Annotated in this window: 20 protein-coding genes, 1 other RNA gene and 3 pseudogenes; 5 read left to right on the forward strand and 19 right to left on the reverse strand. The window is 40.5% G+C overall.

The annotated features are described in order from the left end of the window. Both FTU34_RS14580 and sbmA read right to left on the reverse strand, forming a co-directional pair. The coding region (locus FTU34_RS14580) for an Ig-like domain-containing protein (RefSeq protein ID WP_180035499.1) at positions 1-898 on the reverse strand (898 nt) is incomplete at its 3' end. A gap of 718 nt (positions 899-1,616) precedes the next feature. After that, the gene (sbmA, locus tag FTU34_RS14585; RefSeq protein WP_180035498.1) at positions 1,617-2,813 is read right to left on the reverse strand and encodes a peptide antibiotic transporter SbmA; all 1,197 of its coding nucleotides are present in this window, start codon (positions 2,811-2,813) and stop codon (positions 1,617-1,619) included. 463 nt (positions 2,814-3,276) lie between these two features. Here sbmA and FTU34_RS14590 point away from each other — a divergent pair, with 463 nt between their 5' ends. After that, positions 3,277-3,471: a hypothetical protein gene (locus FTU34_RS14590; RefSeq protein ID WP_078193067.1), complete on the forward strand. Its 195-nt coding sequence runs from the start codon at positions 3,277-3,279 to the stop codon at positions 3,469-3,471. 283 nt (positions 3,472-3,754) lie between these two features. Here the strand turns inward: FTU34_RS14590 and FTU34_RS14595 are convergent. The 10 genes and pseudogenes from FTU34_RS14595 to FTU34_RS14635 all read right to left on the reverse strand — a co-directional run. Next, positions 3,755-4,537, reverse strand: a pseudogene (locus FTU34_RS14595) (AbrB family transcriptional regulator); the annotation flags it as partial. Next, a pseudogene (gene tcuA, locus FTU34_RS14600) lies at positions 4,534-5,403 on the reverse strand (FAD-dependent tricarballylate dehydrogenase TcuA); the annotation flags it as partial. The pseudogenes tcuA and FTU34_RS14595, both read right to left, overlap by 4 nt. Positions 5,404-5,502: 99 nt before the next feature. Next, the gene (locus FTU34_RS14605) at positions 5,503-6,435 is read right to left on the reverse strand and encodes a LysR family transcriptional regulator (RefSeq protein ID WP_180035497.1); all 933 of its coding nucleotides are present in this window, start codon (positions 6,433-6,435) and stop codon (positions 5,503-5,505) included. Positions 6,436-6,661: 226 nt separating this feature from the next. After that, a complete protein-coding gene (locus FTU34_RS14610) occupies positions 6,662-6,769 on the reverse strand; it encodes a DUF2474 family protein (RefSeq protein ID WP_111886050.1) in 108 nt (35 codons plus the stop codon). Between the two features lie 11 nt (positions 6,770-6,780). Then, positions 6,781-7,785, reverse strand: a complete 1,005-nt coding sequence (gene cydB, locus FTU34_RS14615; protein ID WP_180035496.1) for a cytochrome d ubiquinol oxidase subunit II — start codon at positions 7,783-7,785, stop codon at positions 6,781-6,783. Then, entirely contained in the window at positions 7,778-9,208 is a 1,431-nt protein-coding gene (locus tag FTU34_RS14620; RefSeq protein WP_180035495.1) for a cytochrome ubiquinol oxidase subunit I, read from the reverse strand. Before FTU34_RS14620 ends, cydB begins: the two co-directional genes overlap by 8 nt. Positions 9,209-9,467: 259 nt before the next feature. Next, positions 9,468-9,881 (reverse strand): DUF2946 domain-containing protein, encoded by a 414-nt coding sequence (locus FTU34_RS17920; RefSeq protein WP_078193302.1) that lies wholly within the window; start codon positions 9,879-9,881, stop codon positions 9,468-9,470. Positions 9,882-10,093: 212 nt separating this feature from the next. Continuing rightward, positions 10,094-10,960, reverse strand: coding sequence for an MBL fold metallo-hydrolase (locus FTU34_RS14625; RefSeq protein WP_180035494.1), 867 nt, complete (start codon positions 10,958-10,960; stop codon positions 10,094-10,096). 2 nt (positions 10,961-10,962) lie between these two features. Then, the gene (locus tag FTU34_RS14630; RefSeq protein WP_078193079.1) at positions 10,963-11,379 is read right to left on the reverse strand and encodes a DUF6691 family protein; all 417 of its coding nucleotides are present in this window, start codon (positions 11,377-11,379) and stop codon (positions 10,963-10,965) included. A 1-nt stretch (position 11,380) separates the two neighbouring features. Next, the gene (locus FTU34_RS14635) at positions 11,381-11,797 is read right to left on the reverse strand and encodes a YeeE/YedE family protein (RefSeq protein WP_180035493.1); all 417 of its coding nucleotides are present in this window, start codon (positions 11,795-11,797) and stop codon (positions 11,381-11,383) included. 126 nt (positions 11,798-11,923) lie between these two features. Between FTU34_RS14635 and FTU34_RS14640 the strand changes: the two genes are divergently transcribed. After that, positions 11,924-12,235 carry a metalloregulator ArsR/SmtB family transcription factor gene (locus FTU34_RS14640; RefSeq protein WP_120367942.1) on the forward strand — a complete coding sequence of 104 codons (312 nt, stop codon included), beginning with the start codon at positions 11,924-11,926 and terminating at the stop codon, positions 12,233-12,235. A 40-nt stretch (positions 12,236-12,275) separates the two neighbouring features. On the opposite strand, the gene FTU34_RS14645 is transcribed toward FTU34_RS14640, so the two are convergent. The 4 genes from FTU34_RS14645 to dsbD all read right to left on the reverse strand — a co-directional run bounded on the left by FTU34_RS14645 (position 12,276) and on the right by dsbD (position 16,313). Then, positions 12,276-12,638, reverse strand: coding sequence for a YidH family protein (locus FTU34_RS14645; protein ID WP_180035492.1), 363 nt, complete (start codon positions 12,636-12,638; stop codon positions 12,276-12,278). 88 nt (positions 12,639-12,726) lie between these two features. Further along, positions 12,727-13,479: a thiol:disulfide interchange protein DsbG gene (gene dsbG / locus FTU34_RS14650; protein WP_180035491.1), complete on the reverse strand. Its 753-nt coding sequence runs from the start codon at positions 13,477-13,479 to the stop codon at positions 12,727-12,729. Positions 13,480-13,500: 21 nt separating this feature from the next. Then, positions 13,501-14,343, reverse strand: a complete 843-nt coding sequence (locus FTU34_RS14655) for a TlpA disulfide reductase family protein (RefSeq protein WP_180035490.1) — start codon at positions 14,341-14,343, stop codon at positions 13,501-13,503. Continuing rightward, positions 14,340-16,313: a protein-disulfide reductase DsbD gene (gene dsbD, locus FTU34_RS14660; protein WP_180035489.1), complete on the reverse strand. Its 1,974-nt coding sequence runs from the start codon at positions 16,311-16,313 to the stop codon at positions 14,340-14,342. Before dsbD ends, FTU34_RS14655 begins: the two co-directional genes overlap by 4 nt. Positions 16,314-16,432: 119 nt before the next feature. On the opposite strand from dsbD, the gene FTU34_RS14665 reads away from it, so the two are divergent. Then, on the forward strand, positions 16,433-17,122 hold the full coding sequence (locus FTU34_RS14665) for a response regulator transcription factor (RefSeq protein WP_180035488.1): 690 nt from the start codon (positions 16,433-16,435) through the stop codon (positions 17,120-17,122). Further along, a complete protein-coding gene (locus FTU34_RS14670) occupies positions 17,101-18,462 on the forward strand; it encodes an ATP-binding protein (protein WP_180035487.1) in 1,362 nt (453 codons plus the stop codon). Before FTU34_RS14665 ends, FTU34_RS14670 begins: the two co-directional genes overlap by 22 nt. A gap of 481 nt (positions 18,463-18,943) precedes the next feature. Here the strand turns inward: FTU34_RS14670 and ssrA are convergent. After that, positions 18,944-19,303: a transfer-messenger RNA gene (ssrA, locus tag FTU34_RS14675) on the reverse strand. A 128-nt stretch (positions 19,304-19,431) separates the two neighbouring features. Here ssrA and glpK point away from each other — a divergent pair. Continuing rightward, the gene (gene glpK / locus FTU34_RS14680) at positions 19,432-20,916 is read left to right on the forward strand and encodes a glycerol kinase GlpK (RefSeq protein ID WP_180035486.1); all 1,485 of its coding nucleotides are present in this window, start codon (positions 19,432-19,434) and stop codon (positions 20,914-20,916) included. A gap of 67 nt (positions 20,917-20,983) precedes the next feature. Here glpK and FTU34_RS14685 read toward each other — a convergent pair. Together FTU34_RS14685 and FTU34_RS14690 are read right to left on the reverse strand one after the other, a co-directional pair. After that, a pseudogene (locus FTU34_RS14685) lies at positions 20,984-22,510 on the reverse strand (DHA2 family efflux MFS transporter permease subunit). 6 nt (positions 22,511-22,516) lie between these two features. Next, positions 22,517-23,668, reverse strand: a complete 1,152-nt coding sequence (locus tag FTU34_RS14690; RefSeq protein ID WP_180035485.1) for an efflux RND transporter periplasmic adaptor subunit — start codon at positions 23,666-23,668, stop codon at positions 22,517-22,519. Positions 23,669-23,754 lie beyond the last annotated feature (86 nt).

A 23,754-nucleotide genomic window follows, 5' to 3' on the forward strand; every position in this document is an offset into this window, starting at 1 on the left:
GTGTAACATCTACTTTTTCACCATTAATTAATGGATCTTTCAATTCAACACTAAAATCACCATTGCTATCCACAGTTCCTGTACCAATCACATTGCCGTCTTGGTCTTTGATTTCTACCGTGGAGCCAGGCTCACCTTTACCTGTAACTGTTGTACCGTCTTCTGATACCGCTACATCTGTTGGTGCTGCTGGCGCTGTTGTATCTGGCGCAGTCGCTTCCGTTGGTTCAGATTCGTTGCCAGCTTTATCTGTTAGTGTAACATCTACTTTTTCACCATTAGTTAATGGATCTTTCAATTCAACTTCAAAATTTCCTGCAGAATCAACAGTACCAGTACCAATCACGGTGCCATCTTTATCTCTTATTTTAACAGTTGATCCAGGTTCACCTTTACCTGTAACCGTTGTACCGTCTTCCGATATCACTACATCGGTTGGTGCAGATGGTGCAGTGGTATCTTTAGATTTTGAAGAACTTCCTGAATCATGACCAGCCCAAAGTGCAATTCCAGCTGCTGTCACCACTGGTGCAAGCCAAGCCCATAAACCAGCCGAACTATCGTCATATAATAATGGGTCTATTTCATCTATTGGATTATAATTTACCGTTAATTGCCCAACTGAATCATTTACAGTTTCAAGCAAATATAATCTGTCATTCTCCTCCAAAACAACATCATTTAAATCAGGATTATCTGAAAAATAGTTTTCAATAACTAATTGCTCACCATCGTGGGTTTTAATGATTAATGAATTACCCACTCGCTCAACGCTTGCAACATTTTCTCTGGATGTGTGAATAACAACAACAGAAGCCTCTTTCAACACAACACTACTTGTTTGCAAATTCTCAAGTATTGTGTGGTGCTCTTTTGATACTATTTGCACCTGCAACATGGAATTTCTCCTTATTGGGCTTAATTTTTGAAAGTTTTTTTTTGATCTATAAATTGTTTTAATAACACTTAGAAAGGCATTTTCACCGTTCCTAGAATTCACTAATTATGTATATAAAAAACACACATTAGTGCCAAACAGTTCACCAAATTTTGTAAAAAATCTCTGTTTTTTTTTATTACGACTCAAATATTAAAGCTAATGTTAATTAACATAAGAAAAAATGTATTTTTTTAGACAATATTTGTTATTTTTGTGACTTAATTTGCAATTTAACCAAACAAAATGCCAATAAAATGTTATTAAAAGTATCCAGATTGTGCTTAAACATTAATAAAAACAAACCTAACGAACAATAAATATACATAAAACGCACAATATTTACACAAGTAAACAATTATTGTTTTTTCTTGAAATAATTGTTTTGACCAAAGATTTGATGCATACAACCTAGGTATAGGAGTCCGAATTAAATAGCAACTTGGGCATAAGTTTGAACTCATTTTATAAATTTATTTAAGGCCACTTCAGGGGCATAAATATCATTGAGTAGACTATTAAAATTCCTAGTACTAAAGGTATACCCTAATAATTTAATTCAATACCTATTGATTATGCTGTAAATTCTAGCTAGAGGCCTCTTCATTTGGAAATTAGATCGCTAAAGAAGCCTTTATGAATTACTTTGTGCAACTAGGCCTATTGTAAATTTATTAATTCAATTATTAATTTTATCTTCAAATGCTCTTAAACGCTTATAAATAGAAATCAGTTCAATAATGGTTGTCCACGAGGAAATCAGGTATTGCAAAGAATCACGTACACGCCCAAAGACATTTAAAATTTGCATTAATATACCGAGCGTGATTGTTCCCGCTGCAATACTTGGAAACAATACAAAGAACCCATAAATATTATCAAGCTGCATATACCAAATACGAACGAGGTTGAAATAAGCATAGTGAAAATACAGTCTAAAATAATTAAATCGGACTTTACCAAATAATTCTTTTAATGTGAGAGGGTCTGCTCGATCTGCATAATCTTCACCATAAACTAATTCTTTACGATATGCTGCTTCGACTTTTTGATTATTAAACTCCAAACCCGGTAGTTTATAACCCACAAGCATTAAAATAACCGTCCCTAATACTGCCCAAAGGACTGCCGCCCAAACCAATGCATAGGTGATTTCCCCCACGACAGGTAATTTCTTTACATGTGTTGATAAAGTTAACAACACAGGTAGAAATGCAATTAAGGTCATCACCGATTCAACCAAGCTAACCCCAAGTCCTTCTGTGGTTCTCGCAAAACGCATCGTGTCTTCTTGAATACGCTGTGAGGCACCTTCGATGGTTCTCAGTTTTTCCCAATGTGCAGTATAAAAGTCATTCATTGCGGTACGCCAACGAAAAACATAATGACTAACGAAAAACAGGTTCAATACCGCCAGTGTGACATATACCATGGCCACATAGAGAAAAGTCAGCGTCTCTGAATATAGCGTCGCCACTTCGCCCCCACCACCTGAAAGCATCTTCTGGATCAGATCATAGAATGGGTTATACCAAGCATTAATTACGACATTACATTCCACACTAAACCAAACATTAAACAGGATAAATGCGGTTCCCCACACAGACCATCGTTGCCAAGGATTATCTGATTTAATCTTCCAAAAGGCTGCAAAAAGCGCCGTTGCTACAAAAAACCAAGCATAGAACCATAAAAATTTGGGACTCCAAAATCGGCTAATACCAATAGGCAGTTCTGCTTGATGATAATTTGCAGCTAAACCAAACATCGTACCCCAACTATTGCCACCGCTATACCACAAGACAATATTGATCACGAACCATATAAGGAATGATCCAAAAAACCATTTTGGATTTGGAAAAAAAGATTTAAACATTGGTCCTACATTTCCCTGAATCTTTGTTTTTAGTTTGAGTTGCTGATGATAAGTTTTATTTCATTAATTTTCTTGTTCAGATTGAAGATTTAACGCTGTTTAATCTGAAATTTAACAATCAAATACAAGACGACACATCATTCGGTTAGCTTAAGGATGAAAACTGAAGTTCACCTTAAATTCATTATTGATCATGCCCTTTTGATGATCTGGTCATTGTTTGTGGAACAAAAAACACACCTTAGGACATATAATTACAGTTAAAAAGTTTGTCATATTTTAAAATTATTTTTGATATCAATAGATTAAAAAACCTTAATTTATTTAACCATTATTTAAACTTAAGTTATGGAAATTTCTAAAAAATTTTTTTTCTGCGATGGAGCTCACATCATTTACAAAACATGTTTCTTCACCAATAATATGCTAAGTTCAATTAACAGCCTATGCTTGGGGAAGTAAAATGGAAAGTGCAATTGTTGAATTACTCAAACCAATTACATTAAATAAAGAAAATTGCAGTCCTTTGGTTTTTGAAACTGGTACCGTTCTGAAAGTGATTATGCAAACGCCAGAAGGTCTGTTGGTAAGCAATGATGATAAATTTAACTTTATGATTTCATTCAAAGATAAGAATGATGTTTGGCGCGAAATTTAATTTTGACGTTAAATCTTTAAATCTTCGAATTTTGCATAATAATGAAATTTAAAATTTACTGATCTAAAACGGCATTAAAATAATAAGGGACTGACGAGAGCAGTCCTGAATCAAATTGATCCCTCTTGCTCATCTTCACTTTCAAGCCATTATTTAAAACCATTTTTCAACTATCTTACATTTATCGCATATTTTTCAAACTTCTACCCCGCTGTATTTCAAATCCAAGCTATAAAAAGCGTTCTATTGAATTCATCTGAATCAAAGATTGAATTGGGGATAATTAAGGCTTATCTGTTGTTTTAAAAAATATTTTTTTGCTTAATTGATAGAAATAATTGGTGGTCAATATCACAAAAATCAGCCGTGATAGTTGAAACGCAACCACGATAGGCACAGCTAATCCAAGGGCTTTTGCCATTAAAGACATTTCTGCAATGCCGCCGGGAGATAAGCCTAAAACTAAAATCTTCCCATTAGCATGACTGATATACATCAAGAACAATGCAAACAGGATGGATAATCCTAATGCCAACAAATTCAAAATGGTCGTGATGGCGATGAATTTTTTATGGCTTTTTAAAAAGCCAAAAGGAAACTTTGTGCCTAATGACCAGCCTATACATATTTGTCCAAAGGCCGTAAACCACGTCGGAAATTTTAATTCCAATGCTCCGAAAAATGAAAGAAATCCCACCATAACTAATGGTCCGAGAACCCACGCATTTAATAAATTGAATTTTTGAAATATTTGCGCAATCAAACAGGCCATAGCAAATAATAGAAGAATTTGCACAATTCCAAAGTGATCAATGATGTGTGGGTCTAGACTCACCCAATGAATATCAAATAATGCTGCTAAAACGATTGGTACAAGCACCACAAGTGCCACGATTCTCAAACTATGCGCAGCAACAACTTTATCCACTTGCGCATGATGATGTTCTGCGATATTCACCATTTCACTGGCACTGCCGATTGCAGAAGAAAACCACGCCGTTGCCCAATCTAAACCATTGATACGATATTGTAATCCTGCGATAAGTGTTCCCAAAATCAATGACCATAAATGGCATAACGTTTCGGCCAGAAATCTTCGCCTTCATCATAAAAACGTTGCGCATTTTTATTGACCACGATACCAAGCGAAACACAGTCAATACGGGTGCAAATGCCACCATCGTAGAGCGGTGCGCGGGCATCAACTGCGACACAATGTGATTGAGATGGGTCGCCAATAATATCTGCACCCTGATCAATCATGAACTTTAATAAGTTGCCTTGGTTAAAACGTGTGCCTCGTATAATGAAATGATCTGCAGGCCATTCTCCATTTTCATTTTGTCCCCACGCTTCTTTTAACCATTCGCGATTGGATTCAAATCCACCTGCAGCTAATACACATGAAGCGCCGTCAAAACGCGTGCCATCTTCAGCAATTGCAGCAATAAATGTCCCATCTTCAATAATCAGTTCATTGATTTTTGTGTTGTAGCGAATCTCGACCCCTAAATCTTTTGCACTTCTAAAATAGGCATTCACCAAAGCTTTACCACCGCCCATAAAAAAAGCATTGGTCCGTGCTACATGTAATGCACCAGATAAAGGTGGTTGAAAATTTACCCCATGTTGACGCATCCAATTACGGCAAATTGCCGTGGTGCGAATCACTAAACGGGCTAAATGCTCATTGGTTTTACCTGCAGTTACTTTGAGTAAGTCCTGCCACTATTCTTCTTCTGGATAGGCATCGACTAACACATCTTGAGGTTCATCATGCATACAACGCAGGTTACGGGTATGTTGTGAATTTCCACCACGCCATTCCTTTGGTGCTGCTTCTAACAATAAAACTGAAGCGCCAGCCTCCCTTGCTGTCAATGCTGCACATAAAGCGGCATTCCCACCGCCAATTACAATTACATCATGCATTCGATGTCTTCCCTTTCGAATTTGATGTAATTTAAGACCAAAACTGCCTAGCGCTGTGATAGGCAACTTTTAAATAGGTGTTTAGTAAAATTAAATAGGCTAAAAGTCTAATAGTTCAGCGCTAGGCCATAAACCATTGTTGATCAACTCTTTAACACAACTTTTAATGGCTACTTTGGTTGCCAGACTGGCAGGTGATAGCTCTTCTTCGGATAAACTAATCAAATAATTCACACGGTCTAATTCAGGCTCGACAACTTTCAATAAACAAATATCGGTTTTTAGATAGTCAAAATGGGCACTGACTGGCTGTATGGTTGCCAAATTTAAATTGCTCACGCAATTCATTAACAGATGTAAACCATCGATTTCATAATTTACGTCTAATCCTTCGACTTTTTGATCTAAAAATTTTCTTAAACCATGTCGCTGACTCGGCAAAACCAAAGGTAATCGATTGATTTTTTCTAAATCAATTCGCCCCTCTTGTATACATTGATCAAAGCCAAACGATTTAAGTAAGCAACTGTTTGCCATTAAAAACATTTGTTCTTTTAATAAGGGCTGTACAGCCCAATTGACATCCACATCTTGTGTGAAAATGATCGCGATATCTAATTGTCTCGAATTTACTAAATTGGTTAAATTTCCCGAGAGACTTTCAACTAAATGAATTTTAATATCAGGATAACGCTCTGACATGAGCTGCATAAATGGTATGCCCAGAACTGACGCTATACTAGGTGAAAATCCAACGCTGACATGACCCGTCAGACGAGATGAGTGCGCCGCCTCAATGGCATATTGCACATGACGTAGAGAAAGTTGAGCTTGCTTAAAAAATGCCAAACCTGATGGCGTAGGTGTCACACCTGTTGAGTTTCGCTGTAATAAGCGTGTACAGAGTTCATCTTCAAGCTTGGCAATCTGTTGACTGAGTGCCGATGTGCCAACCTCAAGTTTTTGTGCAGCTTTGCCTAAACTTCCAGACTCTACAATGGTGATGAAATATTTGAGCTGTTTAAGTTCCACTCACGCTCCTTAAGATTTTTTCAATGCTTCATGTTAGTTTTAACAATATAGAAGCTAAAAAAACAGAAAAATCATTCAAAAGAAGTATTGAATATAAAAAAATATATTTTATGTATTTCGACACTTTAAATTGTCATATTCTACCTACTCAATTCACCTTTAGTCCCTCAAAAAAATCCACTATCTTACCCGGCAAAATAGTGGATTCAGATTTAAGGAATAGGTTCTAGTAAGCCCACTGCACCAGCAGTCTAAAGAACCCTGCGACAAGCGCCAAACTCAAGACACCACCAAGCCATAGCACAATAAACCAGCCTGCTTGATTCAGTTTCATGATGATTCTCCTTAATGATAGCCATCATCGCCGACACGAACTTTGTCACGGAACACCCAATACGACAATGCGGTATAGAACAAAATAATCGGTATCAGCACCAATGCTCCAATCAAGGCGAACAATTGACTGCTTTGCGGTGCTGCTGCCTGCCAAATGGTGACGGATGGTGGGATGATATTTGGCCATAGACTGATTAAGAACCCTGTATATGCCAGCACAACTAAGACAAGTGTATAAATAAATGGTGCAAATTCCTGACGTCTTTTACAGGCACGTAAAGCCAATAATGTGAAGATCAATACTAAAATCGGCACAGGGCTAAAATAGTACAGTTGCGGCAAGCTAAACCAACGATTTGCAATCTCTGCATGTACCAATGGGGTGTAAATACTCACTGCAGCAAAAATCACAAATAAGGCGATAATCAGTTTTGGCATGATGCTAAACATATGATTTTGAACACGTGCATCAGTTTTAAAAATCAACCATCCGCAGCCCAAAGTGGCATACAGCACCACTACAGCAATCCCAGTAAAAATTGAAAATGGGGTCAGCCAATCCAATCCGCCACCACTATAAATACCATTGGTGGTTTCAATCCCTTGGATATAAGCACCTAAAATCATACCTTGGAAGAATGATGCCAAGATCGAGCCCCAAATAAACGCTTGATCCCATAAATGTTTGGTGCGGTTCGCTTTAAAACGAAACTCAAAGGCGACTCCACGAAAAATCAGCGAGATGACCATTAAGATAATCGGCATATACAGCGCAGAGAGTACAGTCGAATACACCAATGGAAATGCCGCAAATAAGCCAGCACCACCTAAAACCATCCATGTTTCATTGCCATCCCAAACTGGTGCAACGGTATTCATCATCACATCGCGTTCTTGGCGATCTTTTACTAAAGGAAAAAGGATACCAATCCCTAAATCAAAGCCATCGAGTACCACATAAATCAGCACACCTACAGCAATGATTACTACCCAAATTAAGGATAAATCAATCATGGTTTTTCTCCTGTGGTTGTACTTCAAGCGACTCATCAATCGTACTCATTGGACGATTTGATGCACGAATGACCTCACCATCGCTATGGGCTTGAGAATGAATGAACTGTGGTCCTTTAACCATCAATTTGAGCATGTAATAAATCCCAATACCAAATACGATGCAGTACACGATCACAAAGATTATTAAGGTTAAACCGACTTGTTCTGCCGATACTGGTGACAAGGCGTCTTTGGTACGCAGTACGCCATACACGACCCAAGGTTGACGACCGACTTCTGTGGTAAACCAACCAGCAAGCAAGGCAATAAAGCCTGAAGGTCCCATACATAAGGCAAATTTGTGGAGCCATTTTGACTCATAAAATTTCCCAGTTTTACGCAACCATGCACCCATCAGAGCAAGCAAAATCATCAAGACTCCCATACCGACCATAATGCGGAAGCTCCAAAATACTATGAGCGAGTTTGGTCGATCTTCAGGGGCAAATTCTTTTAAGCCTTTCACCTCTCCCTCTAAGGTGTGCGTCATGATCAGACTACCGAGGTTCGGAATGCCAATTGCATACTTGGTTTCTTCCGCCTCCATATCAGGAATACCGAACAAATATAACGGCATGCCATGATCTTTATTAGTTTCCCAATGTCCTTCAATTGCAGCAAGTTTCGCAGGTTGATGTTCTAAAGTATTTAGACCATGCATATCCCCCACAAATACCTGTAAAGGTGCAAGTGCGAGAATCATCCACATCGCCATAGAAAATGATTTTTTTACTAAGGCATCACGGCGACCTTTGAGTAAGTGCCATGCTGCAGTAGCAGCGACCAATAAGCCAGATACAAGGAATGCTGCTAGAGCCATATGCGCTAAGCGATAAGGGAATGATGGGTTAAAAACGATAGCAAACCAATCTTGCGGCACTATAATGCCATTTTCAAAGCTAAAGCCTTGTGGAGTTTGCATCCAGCTATTGGAAGATAAAATCCAAAACATGGAAATACAGGTGCCAATTGCCACCATCAGTGTGGCAAAGAAATGGGTTTTAGGACCCACTCTTCCCCACCCAAACAGCATAATGCCTAGGAAACCCGCTTCTAAGAAGAAGGCACTCAAGACCTCATAACTGAGTAAGGGACCAGTGACACTACCCGCAATACGAGAGAATTCACTCCAGTTGGTGCCAAATTGGTAGCTCATGACTACCCCTGAAACTACTCCCATTCCGAAAGACAATGCAAACACCTTGATCCAAAATTGGAACAGATCTCGGTAAACGGGATCTTGTGTTTTAAGCCAACGCCATTCTAAGACCGCAAGAAAACTTGCTAGCCCAATGGAAATTGCAGGGAAAATAATATGAAAAGAAACTGTAAAAGCGAATTGAATTCGCGCCAATTCAAGTGCTGTCAAACCTAAATCCATGTCTATCACCTTATTGTGGAATTATGCGGTGAACCACTAACGGCCCATAATTTCGGGACTGCTTTAGGAAAGATAGATCAGTACGATGACGCAGACTGTTGTGAATCTGTTGGGATTTGATCAATTGTTTTAGCCTAATGATATAGGCGAACCGATTCTGTTCGCATCCGCTAAACGATGCAAAAATATAAAGTTTCATAAAATCACTCTTTAAATACCGAGGTAAATCAACAATTCAAATTGTTGGTCTGATTAGGATTTAAAGTGTGTGTGGAGGTGCCCTACCTTGTGGAAGTAAGTAAAGCCTTTGCAGCGAGAAATATACATGTCGGAAAGCATCTTTATAGAAACTTAGACGGACTTGAATCTTATCGATGATTTCAACTATCTCAAAATCAAAAGGTAGGACAACATCACCATAGACGGTACAGTATTGGCATTGATGGTTATGTCCATTGTGATCGTCGTGATTATGATCGTGGGTCAGATGATGAACAAGTTCGTTATACGTCTCATGTACGTGTTTGTGCTTTTCTGGGGACAGTAAATTATGTGTAATAGAGAGACATACCGGAGCAATTTGAAATTCTTCGGGTAATAGCGGTTGTAAATATACTGCGATTTGCAAAACTAAAGTTAAAATTGCAAAAAACAGTCCACTCTGTCTTAGCAACATATTCTCTCAACAGATGCCAACGAAAGCAAAAATACTTAAAAAGCAGTGCTTCCTTGAAATCCGATCATACAAGTCAGCTTTATAGAATAAATATACCTAAAATACCAAGATCTTTAAAGTGAATATTCACTTTAAAGATATAAATATGAATTTTTAAGATAAAGACATAAATAAGTCTTTAATAATTTGAAATACAATATTTTTAGGTTTTAAAAAAAATTAAGCGGTAACTTTAAATACGACACCCCATTTTCTTCAGGTTCGGGAAATTGACCCGCTTTCATATTGATTTGAATCGACGGCAAAATCAGTTTAGGCATACTTAATGTTGCATCCCGCTCATGACGCATCTGCACAAATTCAGATTTTGTAGTTCCCTCATGAATATGAATATTGTGCTCTTTTTGCGTTTGAATATCGGTTTGGCAGTGATATTCATCACGCGTTTTTGGTAAATAGTCATGGCACAAGAACACCCGGGTGGACGCTGGCAATTGATACAGTTTTTGCACCGAATCAAATAAGGAATCTGCACTACCACGCGGAAAATCACAACGTGCTGTGCCATAATCTGGCATAAATAAAGTATCACCGACAAAAACTACATCACCCACTACATAACTTAAACATGCAGGCGTATGACCTGGTGTCGGGATGTTATAGGCCTCTAGCTCACCAATATGAAAATGCTCATGATCATCAAATAAATAATTAAATGGTTGTTGAGCATTAAACTGCTTGATATCTAAATTATAAATGGCACTAAAGGTTTCTTGCACCAAGGCAATGTGATGACTCATGGCAATTTTGCCACCGAGTACAGATTTTAAATACTGTGCTGCAGTCAAATGATCGGCATGCACATGGGTTTCCAAAATCCAATCTACTTTTAAATCTTGTACTTTGACATATGCAATGATTTCATCAGCATGGGTGGTCGAGGTGGTTGCCGAAGCCGCATCATAGTCCAAAACACTGTCAATGATAGCGCAGCGCTTGGTTACCGGATCACTCACCACATAACTAAATGTATTGGTCGCTTGATCAAAAAAATCCTGAACAATCGGTTGTTGCATAGTTAAGCTCCTGACCATTTACGGTGAATCAACACGCCTGCAAGCATCGCCACTATAAAATATAAAACTTGATAATGCCCTAAGCCAATTAAGGTGAAACTTGGCGCTGGGCAAATGCCGGCAATCCCCCATCCTGCACCAAATATTAAGGCACCGATAATAAGCTTTGAATCAATTTTATTGTTACTTGGTAAATCAATCTGCTCATTAAATACTGTGGTTGGTGCACTGCTACGTACCGCTTTTTGGAATGGAATAAATGCCACAGCAATTGCCCCCATCATTACAAAGGCAAGGCTTGCATCCCAATTACCAAATATGTCTAAAAAATCGATCACTTTTTGCGGATTAGACATGCCAGAGAACATCAAACCCACTGAAAAAAGCGAACCAAATACAAAAGCTAAAAAGTTTTTCATTTTAGAATGCTCCAATCAAGTGACGAACGACATATACAGCAATAAAGCCTGCAAACATAAAGGTCATAGTTGCAATGATGGAACGTTTAGATAATCGGCTGATCCCACAAATACCGTGACCACTGGTACAACCAGAACCTAAGCGGGTACCAAAACCCACTAGTAAACCAGCAATAATCATCATTATTGGGCTAGCAGACACGATAATCTCTGGTTGTACAAAAAGACCATAAATAAATGGCGTGATGATCAAGCCTGAAAGAAACCACACTGCAGGCGTTTTAAAAATCGTCTGTGGATTCAGTACCTGCGCAATTAAGCCACTGATGCCTGCAATACGCCCATGGACATACAAATAACCCACCACTGCTATACCCAACAGAGCACCACCAAGAAACGCTGTCACAAAATCATGCATAGTTAATGCGCCATAAAACAATATTTAAACTTATATTATATAACTTTATATATTAATCAAGTCATTTTATGTTATTATCTCGACATACTATGCTCCTTTTGCTTTTTATGATTCAGGTTAGACGTTATGAACATCGCAATCGATAACTTAAAAATTGAATTTACGCAGGTTGATACCGTTTCCAATTGTTTGAAAGTGTTATCAAATCCGGACCGTTTAAAAATTTTATGTGTGTTGATCAATGGCGAATTAAATGTTCAGCAAATTGAGGAATGTACTGATATTCATCAGCCGACCCTATCACAACAATTGACCGTTTTACGGAACAATAAAATTGTCTCGACACGTCGTGAAGGCAAACAAATTTTTTATCAATTGGCAGACCCTAAAGTGCTGGGTATTATGCAAACGCTGTATCAATTGTACTGTCAGGAATAAACATTTTTGTGCATGCTTTTGTATGGAAGCTCAGCCAAGTTTAGTAAATCCAAAATGAGATGATCAGCAAAAACCCAGTCAGCATGGTCAATAAATTCAGCCACACGGGATGTTGTGTATGATAATCCTCAATAAATTCCTGTTCGGTTAATGAGCTTAATCCTCGACGATATTGCAAAATTGAGGCAAAGTTCACCAATAAACCAAACACAATCACGGCAATGCCAAGCCACTGTCCATAGATAATTTTGTGCTGATATTCCTCAGGGTGCAGTAGTTGTAGCAATACATTTGATTTTTCAATCACAAAACCAAAGGCTATCAGGGCTAAACCACTGCGGTTCCATGCCAATGCTGTACGTTCCAAAGCGAACAATACGCGTGGATCTTGTAAATTTGACATTGCGCCCCCTGATGTTTAAGTCGTTGACGTTGAGCTTAGCATGATCTTAGACGCGCTGTTGTGTTGGCTTGGTGAGCATCTATTTTCCTTATTTTTCAAATATTTCTTTGAGATCACTCGGCATCCCTTGTGCAGACTGGAAGTTACCCTTGCTATCACGCCAAGCAATGGATGGTGTTGAGAAGAAACCATATTTGCCCATTAAGCTTTGGTTAAAATCAATTTTTTCTGCAATCTCTAAAGGAATATTTTCTGCTGGTTTAAGGCGCTTTTTGCCACGATTGACATTGATATCATTAAATACGGCTGCTGGATTTTTTGACATCAGCAAAGTTGCTACCTGAGCACGACTTTCTTCACGAATAACGCCGACCTGAATATGACGCAATTGAACCTTGCCTGACTCTACCCAAGGACGTGCTTCTTGCCAAAATTTATGGCAATACGGGCAATTGGGATCTGAGAATACATAGACAATACGTGGCGCATCGGTTTTGCCATCTTGAATCCAGGTTGAATCTTCTAATGTTTTCCATACATCATCCAAAATGGCTTTTTTCATATGGGTTTCAATTTGGGTGTTTGAAAGATTATTGCCTTGGGCATCAAACAACTCACCTTTTATATAATATTTACCATCTTTAGAAATAAAAATGGTATTGGAATATTGGTCTTCATGCCCCACCCAACCTGTTAAACCTTCGGGTGCAGGAATTGGTTTTACAAATTGAAAGCCTTCTTTTTCTAGTTGTTTTTTAATGGCATTCGGATTAGCACTGACACCACATGCCACCGTCAACAGTGTTCCGATAACTAAACTGGTTTTAAGTAAAGTATTCATGACACATATCCTATGATTAATTTATGGATTCATTTTCTTTAAGTATTGTTGCAACATCGCTTGACTGAGTTCGCCTTGATGACGCGCAATCAACTGACCTTGTGCATTGAAAAATAAGGTAGTGGGTAAACCTAAACTGTTCACTGCTTGTGGCATTTCACCCTGCATATCGAGCAAAATATTTTGAAAACTGAATTGATGTTTTGTGAGATAAGTACGGACAGTATCGACCTCTTCACCTTGATTGAGCATGACAAAATGCACCTCAGGATATTGATCCTGCGCACGCTGTAATACGGGCATTTCACGATGACACGGCGGGCACCAACTCGCCCATAAATTCACAATCGTGGGCTGACCTTGAAATTGTTTTAGCGCAATCATTTCTGACCGACCTTGACTGGCTAGGTTCAGACTTGGAAAACTCAAATTTGGATAATGGCTATCTTGATGCATGATTTTTTGTACTGTCCATCCTGCCCCCATAAGCAGGACAAAGATCAGTAATAAAATGGCCTTGGCTTTTTTTGTCATGGCTGAGTTTTTCCACCAAAACCACGCGCTTCCTGTCAGCACACCGCCTATTAGATGAAAACCTTTATCTTGAATTTTCAGCATATCAATGGGCGATGCGAGATAAGATTCCAGATTTAATCCAATAAAAACTAGGCGTGCACCTATTAATCCGATCCAAACACTGTTCCAAATAGAATCTTGGAAACGCTGTTGAATCTCGGCTGACCACTGTGCTTTTTGCCCGACTTTTCGTCCAATCATGGCGCTGACCAGCAAAGCCAACACAAAACACAACAGTCCCCAAGGCAACATGAATGGTCCAAGATGCAAGGCTTCATTCGAAATCATCGCTGTGCTCCTACCTTAAGTCGGTTCAAGAGTTGCTCTGCACTAAAGGTACCCGTCAAACGTAGATTGCGCTGTTCCTGATGCTCTGTATCTAAGAAAATTAAGGTCGGTGGCCCTAAAATTTGCCATTGTTTTAGTATGGCATCCTGACTTGCTTCGTATTCTGTTAAGTCGAGTTTGATCCGAGCAACATGTGCTAAACCAGCTTGTACATCGGAACGAGGCATCACCTCTTTTTCAATCGGCTGACAAGCCACACACCAATCAGCATACACATCGATGAGTACTGCTTGTCCTTTGACTTGATTCAGTGCTTGTTCAAGCTCGGTTTGGGTACGTACTTTTTGCCATGCGACTAATGATGTGGCTTGTGTTGTACTCAGTTGTGACCATGCTTGCGTGATATACCATCCACCCGATATTGCAGTAGCTAAGCTCATTGCAATGAACAACAGTTGCGTCGACATCTGCGAAATATGCGGACGTATCTTCCATAAAATGTAAACCGTGATACTGATGAATAAGAGTCCCATCAACGTCAAATAAACCACACTCGGCAGTAAAGGACGCAGGAAATACACCGCCAACAACAGCATGACAAAACCGAAAGTGAATTTCAGACGATCCATCCACACGCCCGGTTTGGGTAAGTACTGTGCACCAAACACACAGGCAATCAACAATGGTAAGCCCACACCTAGACCTAGAATAAACAGGTAACTAGCCCCCATCCACGGTTCAGGCAATTGCGCAACAAACAGCAAAGCCCCTGCCAATGGCGCACTCATACAGGGTCCGACAATTAGCGCAGAGATCATGCCCATAATGAATGAACCCCATAAGGTTCCACCTTTTTGTCGTTGTTGCCATTGATCTAAACGCTGTAATACACCTTGTGGTAAAGACAACTGGAATACGCCAAATAAATTCAATGCAAACAGCACGAACATCACGGCAAATAACCCAATAAATATGGGACTTTGTAACCAACGTTGGAAGTTATAGCCGAGTCCTGCCACAGCTAAACCCATCAAGGCATAAATCAATGCCATTCCGACCACAAAGACACCTGCAATCATGCCGGCACGATAGCCACGATGACGTTGCACTAAAATACTGGATAAGATCGGAATCAGTGGTAAGGAACATGGTAAGAATGCGAGCAATACACCTAAACCTAAAAAAATGATCAGATTCAGTGCAATATTGTCTGTTGAAAGTAAATAAAAGAAGTACTGGTCGTTGTTCCAATCGACCTGCTTCGTACGCTGTTCAGCATTCGTTGTAGTCACAGATTCAGAACTTGACTGCATCATCAAGGCATCATCTAGCTCTGGCGCACTGGCTTCGCTAGGTTCTGTTAAAGCAGTAACTTCAGAAGAGGGACTTAAACCATTTTCATCCGCTTTGACTTCTGCTGTATTTGCTGGCGTTACAACTGTTACAGTTTCAGTGTTTTTCGCCTGTGGATCTGCAAGCATTGCAGTATTGGGTAATGACGACGATGTGACTGCATCTAATAATTTCTTTTGCGTTATACTTTGCTGACTCAGCTTGCTTTCAGGCAATAATCCATCGGCATCGGTGTGAATGGTTGTACGCTGTACTGGATAACATAAGCCACTTTCGGCACAGCCTTGCCATTCAATTTTATAGCTTTGCTTCGGTTGCATGGCGACAGTCGCTTGCACTTGCCCATAATGTACGTCGGTCATGCCGAAATTGGGGTCATCTTTTTGCTGTGGACGAGGCAGTTGCAGTGATAATGCTTTGCCATTTTCAATGACTTTAAGCTGATCATGATACAGATAATAACCATCAGCAATACGCCACGTGAAGCTGGCTTGGTCTTGCGCTGTCGATACAGCCTGAAAAGCAAATGCTTGATCAGGGGGTAAAAAATCAGCCAATGCGCTTTGCATACTCAAAATGCTGAATATTCCACACAACCCTGCTAACCCTATACGCATAGATGACTTCCAATACCCGATACGAATCTATTTTGGTTGATTATGCAAAAGCATAAATTAAGGGAGCATTAACAAGATAAATCATTTATAAAATACAGGTAGGAAGTCAGGAAAACGCTATGTTTGTTGTTTTGGTTGAAGATGATCCATATATTGCCTCAAGTATTTGTGCCACATTGGATTTTTTAAATATTTCAGTAGAACATGTGAGTCATGCGCGTAATGCGGATTATTTTATCCGCCACAGTGCGGTCGATCTATGTTTACTTGATTTAGGCCTACCTGACCAAGATGGTTTAGACTTACTGCGATCATGGCGCAGAGATCAGATTCATGTCCCTGTTTTGGTTTTAACCGCACGGTTACAGACCCAACAATGTGTTGAGGCATTAAATGTCGGTGCTGATGACTATTTAACCAAGCCTTTTGAACTGGATGAACTGATTGCACGGGTTCATGCACTCACCCGACGTCACCGCGGTTTTTCATCGAATGTCATTCAATTTGACCACTTAAAGCTCAATAAAGACACTCAAGAAGTCCATTATCAAGATCAGATGATTCAGCTTTCACGCCGTGAATACAGTTTGCTCGAAACCTTGATGAGCCATCCAAATCAAGTACTTAAAAATGAAGTGCTATTAGACAAGTTATACGGCTTCCAAGACAGTATCGAAAGTAATGCCCTGAATGTCCATATTTATCACTTAAGGCAAAAATTGAATGCGGACTATATTCAAACCATTCGTGGTGTCGGTTATATGTTTAGAATTGCTGAGTCAATCCCATGCAAAAATCACACAGCTTAAAATGGCGCTTGGTCAGCAGTCTTCTGGCTGTGATGATCGGCTTATGGAGTGTGGTGTTTGTTTGGCTGTATATCGACTTACAAAAGCGTCTTCAGGACACCTTAGATCAACGTTTGCATGCCTCCGCACAAATGGTCGCACGACTGATTCAACAATTACCACTGCAAAGTTTGGATGAGTCTGCCTTAGTCCAACAACTTCATTCCACAGATCAAGAACCATTGATCGCTTGCGAAGTATCTTTATTTAGCTCTGACATCAGTGTAGGACAGCATGTCATTGCCAAAACACGCGGTGCACCGAAAGATTTAAGTCAGCAAGCGGTTGGTTTTAGTACTTGGCAACAAGGTGAGACGCAATGGCGCAGTTATGTGTTACGCCGTGGTGAGATTCAAGTGGTGGCTGCAGAGCGTATGTTTTTGCGGGAGTCTTTGCTAAAACAGATTTTGCAATCGGTCTTAATTCCGCTGATCTTGTCATTACTGTTGTGTATCGGCTTAATTGTTTTGATCATTCGTCGAGAATTTAAAGCCTTGGATCTGGTTGTAAGCGATTTAAGTCAGTCAAATTTATCGCTCAATGAAGCAAGCCAATATCTCACAAGCTTAGATGCCAATACCATGCCCTCAGAGGTCTACCCTTTTGTGCAAAATTCGAATCGCTTAGTCCATAAACTGCATCAAAGTCTTGAAAATGAAAAAGTCTTTAGTGCATACGCGGCGCATGAATTACGGAGTCCTTTAACCGCAATTAAAACCAATGTGCAATTGGCACAACTGATGGCAAAAACGGACGGCAATATGAAATTGCAATATAGCTTGGATCAAGCAAATCAAAGTGTCCGTCGCTATGCTGATTTACTTGAGCAATTACTGATGTTATCGAATACCGATCAATCTATTGAACAGATCAAAGCAAGCATTCAGGTACAGCCCATTATTGCCAAAGTACTTGATGATTTAGCACTAATTTATCCTGAAGCAACAGCTAAAATTCAGGTCGATTGGCACAGTCTTGGTGATTTGATATTACCTGAATTTGTCTTGTATTCTGTTCTTAAAAATCTGCTTGAAAATGCCTTATTGCATGCAAACGCTGATGTGATTGAGGTGAGCATGCAGAAAAACACTTTACACATTCAAGATAACGGCCGACATTTAAATGCCGAAGACATTCGTTACTTAGGGCAACGTTTTTGGCGTAAATCGTCTCAGCAGAAAGGTCATGGACTGGGCTTATCTTTGGTCAAAATAATGCTGCAACAATATGTTTATACCATCCAATTTGAACCGAATTTTCCTAAGGGATTAAAGATTACACTGTTGTCTCAAAAGAGTTGAATAAAGCAAATTATCATTTTTAGATCATGACTATTTATTCTTTGATTCTCAACGACCACTTTAAAAAATAGCTTGATGTATTTGTAATAGACTGACTTGTAATACATTTATTTCAGTTCAATGGCAAGCTCTCTTGCTTTCTTTAAATTCCCCCTCAGGATATAGACAGAATGAATCAGAATTGCGTTCACCTTGAACGGTATAGCATACGTTTCTTTCATTTTGTCCAATGGGTATGATTAATAGTGATGAGCCATTTTCATCTGAAAGGCGGTAATACTTATCTTGGGGCTGTGCTTTTCTGCATCTCGTATCTATGAGTTAATCTATATACCCATTATCTAGACTAAAAATTAAATGGATAAATTTTTCCAATAATTACCCGTAAAAGGCAAAAATTGAGGTGCACTGCTCAAGCGACAGGCAATACAGCCAATAAAAAAGCCTTTAAACATTAAGCTTAAAGGCTTTTTTAGGAATTTGGTGGAGATGGCGGGAGTTGAACCCGCGTCCGCCAGCACTACGCTCGAGAATACTACATGCTTAGATATCGTCTATTGATTTAGCTCTTTGTGACCCGACGAACAGGGTACAAATCGCGATCCTTTAAGATTTAGTATAAGACCCCAAGGCTTGATCTTATACGGACTTGTGTGCGTTCGCTTCAGTCGGGACCCCTAACCACAAGTATTCAGGGATGCGGACAAGCTGCCCTTAGGCAGCTAGAGCGTAAGTTTCGTCGTTTGCGACTAAAATATGCAAATTTGATTTACGAGAGAAAATGCGCTCTCGACATGCATCTATGAGTTTCATCACCAGCGTCGAAGCCAGAAACATCCCCAAAGTAGCGTCATCATAGCATAACTTCAAAAAATTGCGATGCAATTTCGAAACAATTACACATTGATCTGCGCTTAATTACATAATTGCGTTAATATTTTATTTTTCAAGACCGCAAAAGAAAAATATATGAGCTATTTATTGGCACTCGATCAAGGAACGACTTCAAGTCGTGCGATCATTTTTAACGAACATGGACAAGTTCAAGCTACAGCTCAACGGGAAACCCATATTCAAACCCCGCATTCGGGTTGGGTGGAGCAAGATGCTCAAGAAATTTGGAGTACACAAATTGCCGTCGTGCAACAAGCACTCGCTTCTGCTCGTATCCTCGCAAAAGATATTAAAGCCATTGGACTGACCAATCAGCGTGAAACCACTGTGGTTTGGGATAAACGCACAGGTCAACCCCTTGCCCCTGCAATTGTCTGGCAAGACCGCCGTGCAACCGAGTGGTGTGGACAACTGACCCAACAAAACCTCAATGACCTCATTCACAAAAAGACCGGTTTACGTATCGATCCCTATTTTAGTGCTGGCAAATTGGTCTGGTTATTAGAACACACACAAGGTCTACGTGAACTCGCAGAGCAAGGTCATGTGGCTTTTGGCACGATTGACAGTTGGTTGGTGTGGAACCTGACGCAAGGTGCAGAGCATGTGATTGAAGCCAGCAATGCCTCACGAACCATGCTAATGAACTTACAGCAACAAGCTTGGGATGAAGAACTCTTAGAATTATTCGATATTCCCCTGTCAGTGCTTCCTAAAATCATCAGTTCAGATGAATATATTGCAGATACCGCTACAGGTTTACTTGGCGCAAACATTCCCATTACCGGCATTTTAGGTGATCAGCAATCTGCGTTATTTGGACAGTCATGCTTTGACGTAGGAACAGCAAAAAATACCTATGGTACCGGCTGTTTCATGCTCTTTAACACCGGCACTGAAGTTCAATATAGCCACAATAAATTACTCTCAACCCTTGCATGGCAAGCTCAAGGTCAAGCCCATTATGCACTTGAAGGTAGTGTGTTTATGGCTGGCGCAATCGTGCAATGGCTGCGAGACGGTTTAGGGATTATTCAAAAAAGCAGTGATGTTGAAAAACTCGCGTGCCAAGTTGAACACACCGATGGCGTGGTTCTGGTTCCTGCCTTTACTGGGCTAGGCGCTCCGCATTGGGACAGTGATGCCCGTGCCCTCCTCTGCGGCATGTCACGTGGTACCAATAAATCCCACATAGCTCGTGCTGCCCTTGAGTCCATCGCCTTTCAAGTGTCGGATGTATTGACCGCCATGCAGTCAGACCTGTCTAGTCCACTTAAAGAACTCAGGGTCGATGGCGGTGCCAGTAGCAATGATATGCTGATGCAATTTCAGGCCGATATTTTAAATGTGCCTGTACTGCGTCCTAAACTTTTAGAATCAACAGCATGGGGCGCTGCCGCAATGGCCGGACTCAAAGCGGGTGTGTTTTCAAATCTTGATGAAATTGCCGCATCATGGCAATTAGAACGTGCTTTTGAACCAAAAATGAATGCTGATCAATGTGAATTTCATTTGGCTCAGTGGCGGTCTGCACTTAAACGGGCGCGCTCGGACCTTTAATTTTTTCCAATCAACGCCGTACGCAAAAAAACCGCTCGAATGAGCGGTTTTTTATACTTGATGATATTTAGTGTGCATGACCACCACCCACACCTGCTTTAGGTCGCGGACAGAGCCAAATGATCAGTGCGGCGAATATAAAGACACCCGCCAAGACTAAAAACACATGATTAGCTGAAAGCGTTAAGGCTTCTTTATCCACCAAACTGGAGATGTAACCCAGAGCAGCTTCTGAACTCATTCCATGATTCACCAAGGTATTTTGTACCTCAGTAACATGTAAATTACTGACCATTTCACTGCGTGCGACTTTGGTGTGATCATCCCAAATGGTTACTGCAATCGAGGCTCCAATTGCCCCTGCCATGGTTCTTAAGAAGTTCATCAAACCTGCTGCAGATGCCATGTCTTGTGGCAGTACAGATGCTAAGGCCATATTTGACAAGGGAATAAAGAAAAATGGCACGGCAAAACCTTGTAATATTTGCGGTAAAGCCAAAGCCATAAAGTCTGCATCCGTGGTCCAAAAGGCGCGCATAAGGGTGACTCCGCCCAAGATACTTAAACCAAAACTCGCCAAAGCACGTTGATCGTATTTGGTTGCAAGCTTTGCAACAATTGGCGACATGGTCAAACTACCGACGCCCATCGTTGCCGTGAGATAACCGGCCCACGTTGCGGTATAGCCCAAGTTAATTTGTAACCACTGCGGAATCAGGACAATACTGCCAAAGAAGGCACCAAAACCAAACGCCAAAGCCAAGACCGAAATGGTAAAACTTCGGTACTTAAACAGCAGTATATTCACCACTGGATGCCGCTCAGTCAGCTCCCAAATCGTGAAAACGATCAGCCCAACAAATGCCGTCAGTGCCAGCACCACGATAAATGGATTATTAAACCAATCTCGTTCATGGCCCAAGTCCAACATCAATTGCAAGGCACCGATCCATAACACCAACAGCAGCAAGCCACCGCGGTCAATTTTCAATTTCTGTGTTGGAGTTTCAGCCGTTTTCAGTAAGCGCATCGCTGCGATTGCACAACCTATTCCGACAGGAATATTGATAAAGAAAATCTAATGCCAAGATAAATTATCACTGATCGTACCACCCAAAATTGGACCTAAAATAGGGCCAACTACAGTGGTCATTGCCCACATCCCCATGGCTTGGGATTGCTTTTCAGGAGGGAAAATGCGCATTAACAACGTTTGGCTCAGTGGCATAATCGGACCACCAAACAAACCTTGCCCAATTCGGCAAAACACCAACATTTCTAAACTGGTCGACAAACCACACAGTATCGAAAATACTGTAAAGCCAAACAGGCTGATCACAAAAACCCGTACAGAACCAAAGCGCCCAGCGAGCCAACCGGTTAATGGCACACAAATCGCTTCTGCCACGGCATAAGAGGTAATGACCCATGTCCCTTGGGATGCCGACACTGCAAGGCTACCGGTAATATGCGGCACAGATACATTGGCAATAGTCATGTCGAGCACAACCATAAAGTTCGCCAATGCCAAGACCAAGGCAGCGAGAATCAGACGACCACCTTTCAGGTCAGTCATTTGCATTTGCTGATTCATAGGCAATTACTTCGATTTCAAGTCAATCGTCGCTTCCATAGACAGCCCCACACGTAGTGGGTGTTCTGCCAACTCTTTTGGATCTAAACGTATCCTCACAGGTAAACGCTGAACCACTTTAATCCAGTTTCCTGTGGCATTTTGTGCTGGAATCAAGGCAAATGCTGAACCTGTGCCACCAGAAAAACCAGTGACTATGCCATTAAATTTAACTTTGTCACCATACAGATCAGATGTCAGTTCAACTTTTTGACCCGCTTGCACCCCTGCCAATTGGCTTTCTTTAAAGTTGGCATCGACATATAACTGAGAGACAGGCACCACCATCATTAATGACGTTCCCGGTGCAATGCGTTGCCCAACTTGAATATTGCGACGTGTCACTACACCATCAAAGGGTGCTTTAATTTGTGTACGTTCTAAGTCCAACTGAGCTTGTTGTAGACGTGCTTGCGCAACTAAAACATCTGGGGTTGAATTTTCATTGCTGTCTTGAATTAATGCATCATTTGCAGCTTTATTACTTTGTGCCGCTTTTTGACTAGATTTGGCTTGAGCGAGTCCTGCTTGTGCCACATCAAAACTGGCTTTAGCGGTATTCACAGCACTTTGCGCTGTGCTTAATTCTTCTTTAGAAATCGCACCCGAAGCAGCCAATTGTTGACGACGTTGTAATTCATCTTGTGCTTTATTCAGATCGGCTTGTGCCTTGGCGACTTGTGCGCTTGCACTATGAATCGCATCATCACTGACAAAGATTTGTGAGTTTAAAGAGCTACTATTCGCCGCTGTTTGTTTGTATTGTCGTTTTGCTTTAAGTAATTCAGCCTGAGCTTGAGCTAAGGCAATTTCAGCATCACGAGCATCAATGCGAACAAGCACATCGCCTTTTTTCACTTGCTGCGTATCACTCACCAAAACCTCTGCCACTTGCCCCGTGACCATCGAGGTAATCGACCCTGTTTCTGCACCGACATAGGCATTATCGGTACTGACGGAATGATTTAGAAATATTGACCAAATCAAATACATCACCAAAGCAATCACGATCAATACAGCCAATATACCAAGGCCTTTTTTTCTGCGTGCTTTTAATTCCTGATCGGTGGGCTGCTCTGTAGATGGGGTTTCTGGCAGGTTACTAACGGTATCTGTCATAGATTTGTCCTAAATCTAGCAGACTTGGTCATGGCATCATGAGCTTTGCAAAGCATGTCAACTTTGCTGTCAGATAATGGTGTCGT

Source organism: Acinetobacter sp. YH12094 (genome assembly GCF_013419295.1).
In the GTDB taxonomy this organism is placed as follows: Bacteria; Pseudomonadota; Gammaproteobacteria; order Pseudomonadales; family Moraxellaceae; genus Acinetobacter; species Acinetobacter amyesii.

Excerpts from the sequence above, each read along its gene's own strand:
- FTU34_RS14665 (WP_180035488.1), top strand. The coding sequence starts at position 16,433 with ATGTTTGTTGTTTTGGTTGAAGATGATCCATATATTGCCTCAAGTATT.
- dsbG (WP_180035491.1), bottom strand. The coding sequence starts at position 13,479 with ATGAATACTTTACTTAAAACCAGTTTAGTTATCGGAACACTGTTGACG.
- FTU34_RS14620 (WP_180035495.1), bottom strand. The coding sequence starts at position 9,208 with ATGGATTTAGGTTTGACAGCACTTGAATTGGCGCGAATTCAATTCGCT.
- FTU34_RS14590 (WP_078193067.1), top strand. The coding sequence starts at position 3,277 with ATGGAAAGTGCAATTGTTGAATTACTCAAACCAATTACATTAAATAAA.
- glpK (WP_180035486.1), top strand. The coding sequence starts at position 19,432 with ATGAGCTATTTATTGGCACTCGATCAAGGAACGACTTCAAGTCGTGCG.
- FTU34_RS14610 (WP_111886050.1), bottom strand. The coding sequence starts at position 6,769 with ATGAAACTGAATCAAGCAGGCTGGTTTATTGTGCTATGGCTTGGTGGT.
- FTU34_RS14640 (WP_120367942.1), top strand. The coding sequence starts at position 11,924 with ATGAACATCGCAATCGATAACTTAAAAATTGAATTTACGCAGGTTGAT.
- FTU34_RS14655 (WP_180035490.1), bottom strand. The coding sequence starts at position 14,343 with ATGATTTCGAATGAAGCCTTGCATCTTGGACCATTCATGTTGCCTTGG.
- sbmA (WP_180035498.1), bottom strand. The coding sequence starts at position 2,813 with ATGTTTAAATCTTTTTTTCCAAATCCAAAATGGTTTTTTGGATCATTC.
- FTU34_RS14630 (WP_078193079.1), bottom strand. The coding sequence starts at position 11,379 with ATGAAAAACTTTTTAGCTTTTGTATTTGGTTCGCTTTTTTCAGTGGGT.
- FTU34_RS14625 (WP_180035494.1), bottom strand. The coding sequence starts at position 10,960 with ATGCAACAACCGATTGTTCAGGATTTTTTTGATCAAGCGACCAATACA.
- FTU34_RS14635 (WP_180035493.1), bottom strand. The coding sequence starts at position 11,797 with ATGCATGATTTTGTGACAGCGTTTCTTGGTGGTGCTCTGTTGGGTATA.
- cydB (WP_180035496.1), bottom strand. The coding sequence starts at position 7,785 with ATGATTGATTTATCCTTAATTTGGGTAGTAATCATTGCTGTAGGTGTG.
- FTU34_RS14645 (WP_180035492.1), bottom strand. The coding sequence starts at position 12,638 with ATGTCAAATTTACAAGATCCACGCGTATTGTTCGCTTTGGAACGTACA.
- dsbD (WP_180035489.1), bottom strand. The coding sequence starts at position 16,313 with ATGCGTATAGGGTTAGCAGGGTTGTGTGGAATATTCAGCATTTTGAGT.
- FTU34_RS14670 (WP_180035487.1), top strand. The coding sequence starts at position 17,101 with ATGCAAAAATCACACAGCTTAAAATGGCGCTTGGTCAGCAGTCTTCTG.
- FTU34_RS14690 (WP_180035485.1), bottom strand. The coding sequence starts at position 23,668 with ATGACAGATACCGTTAGTAACCTGCCAGAAACCCCATCTACAGAGCAG.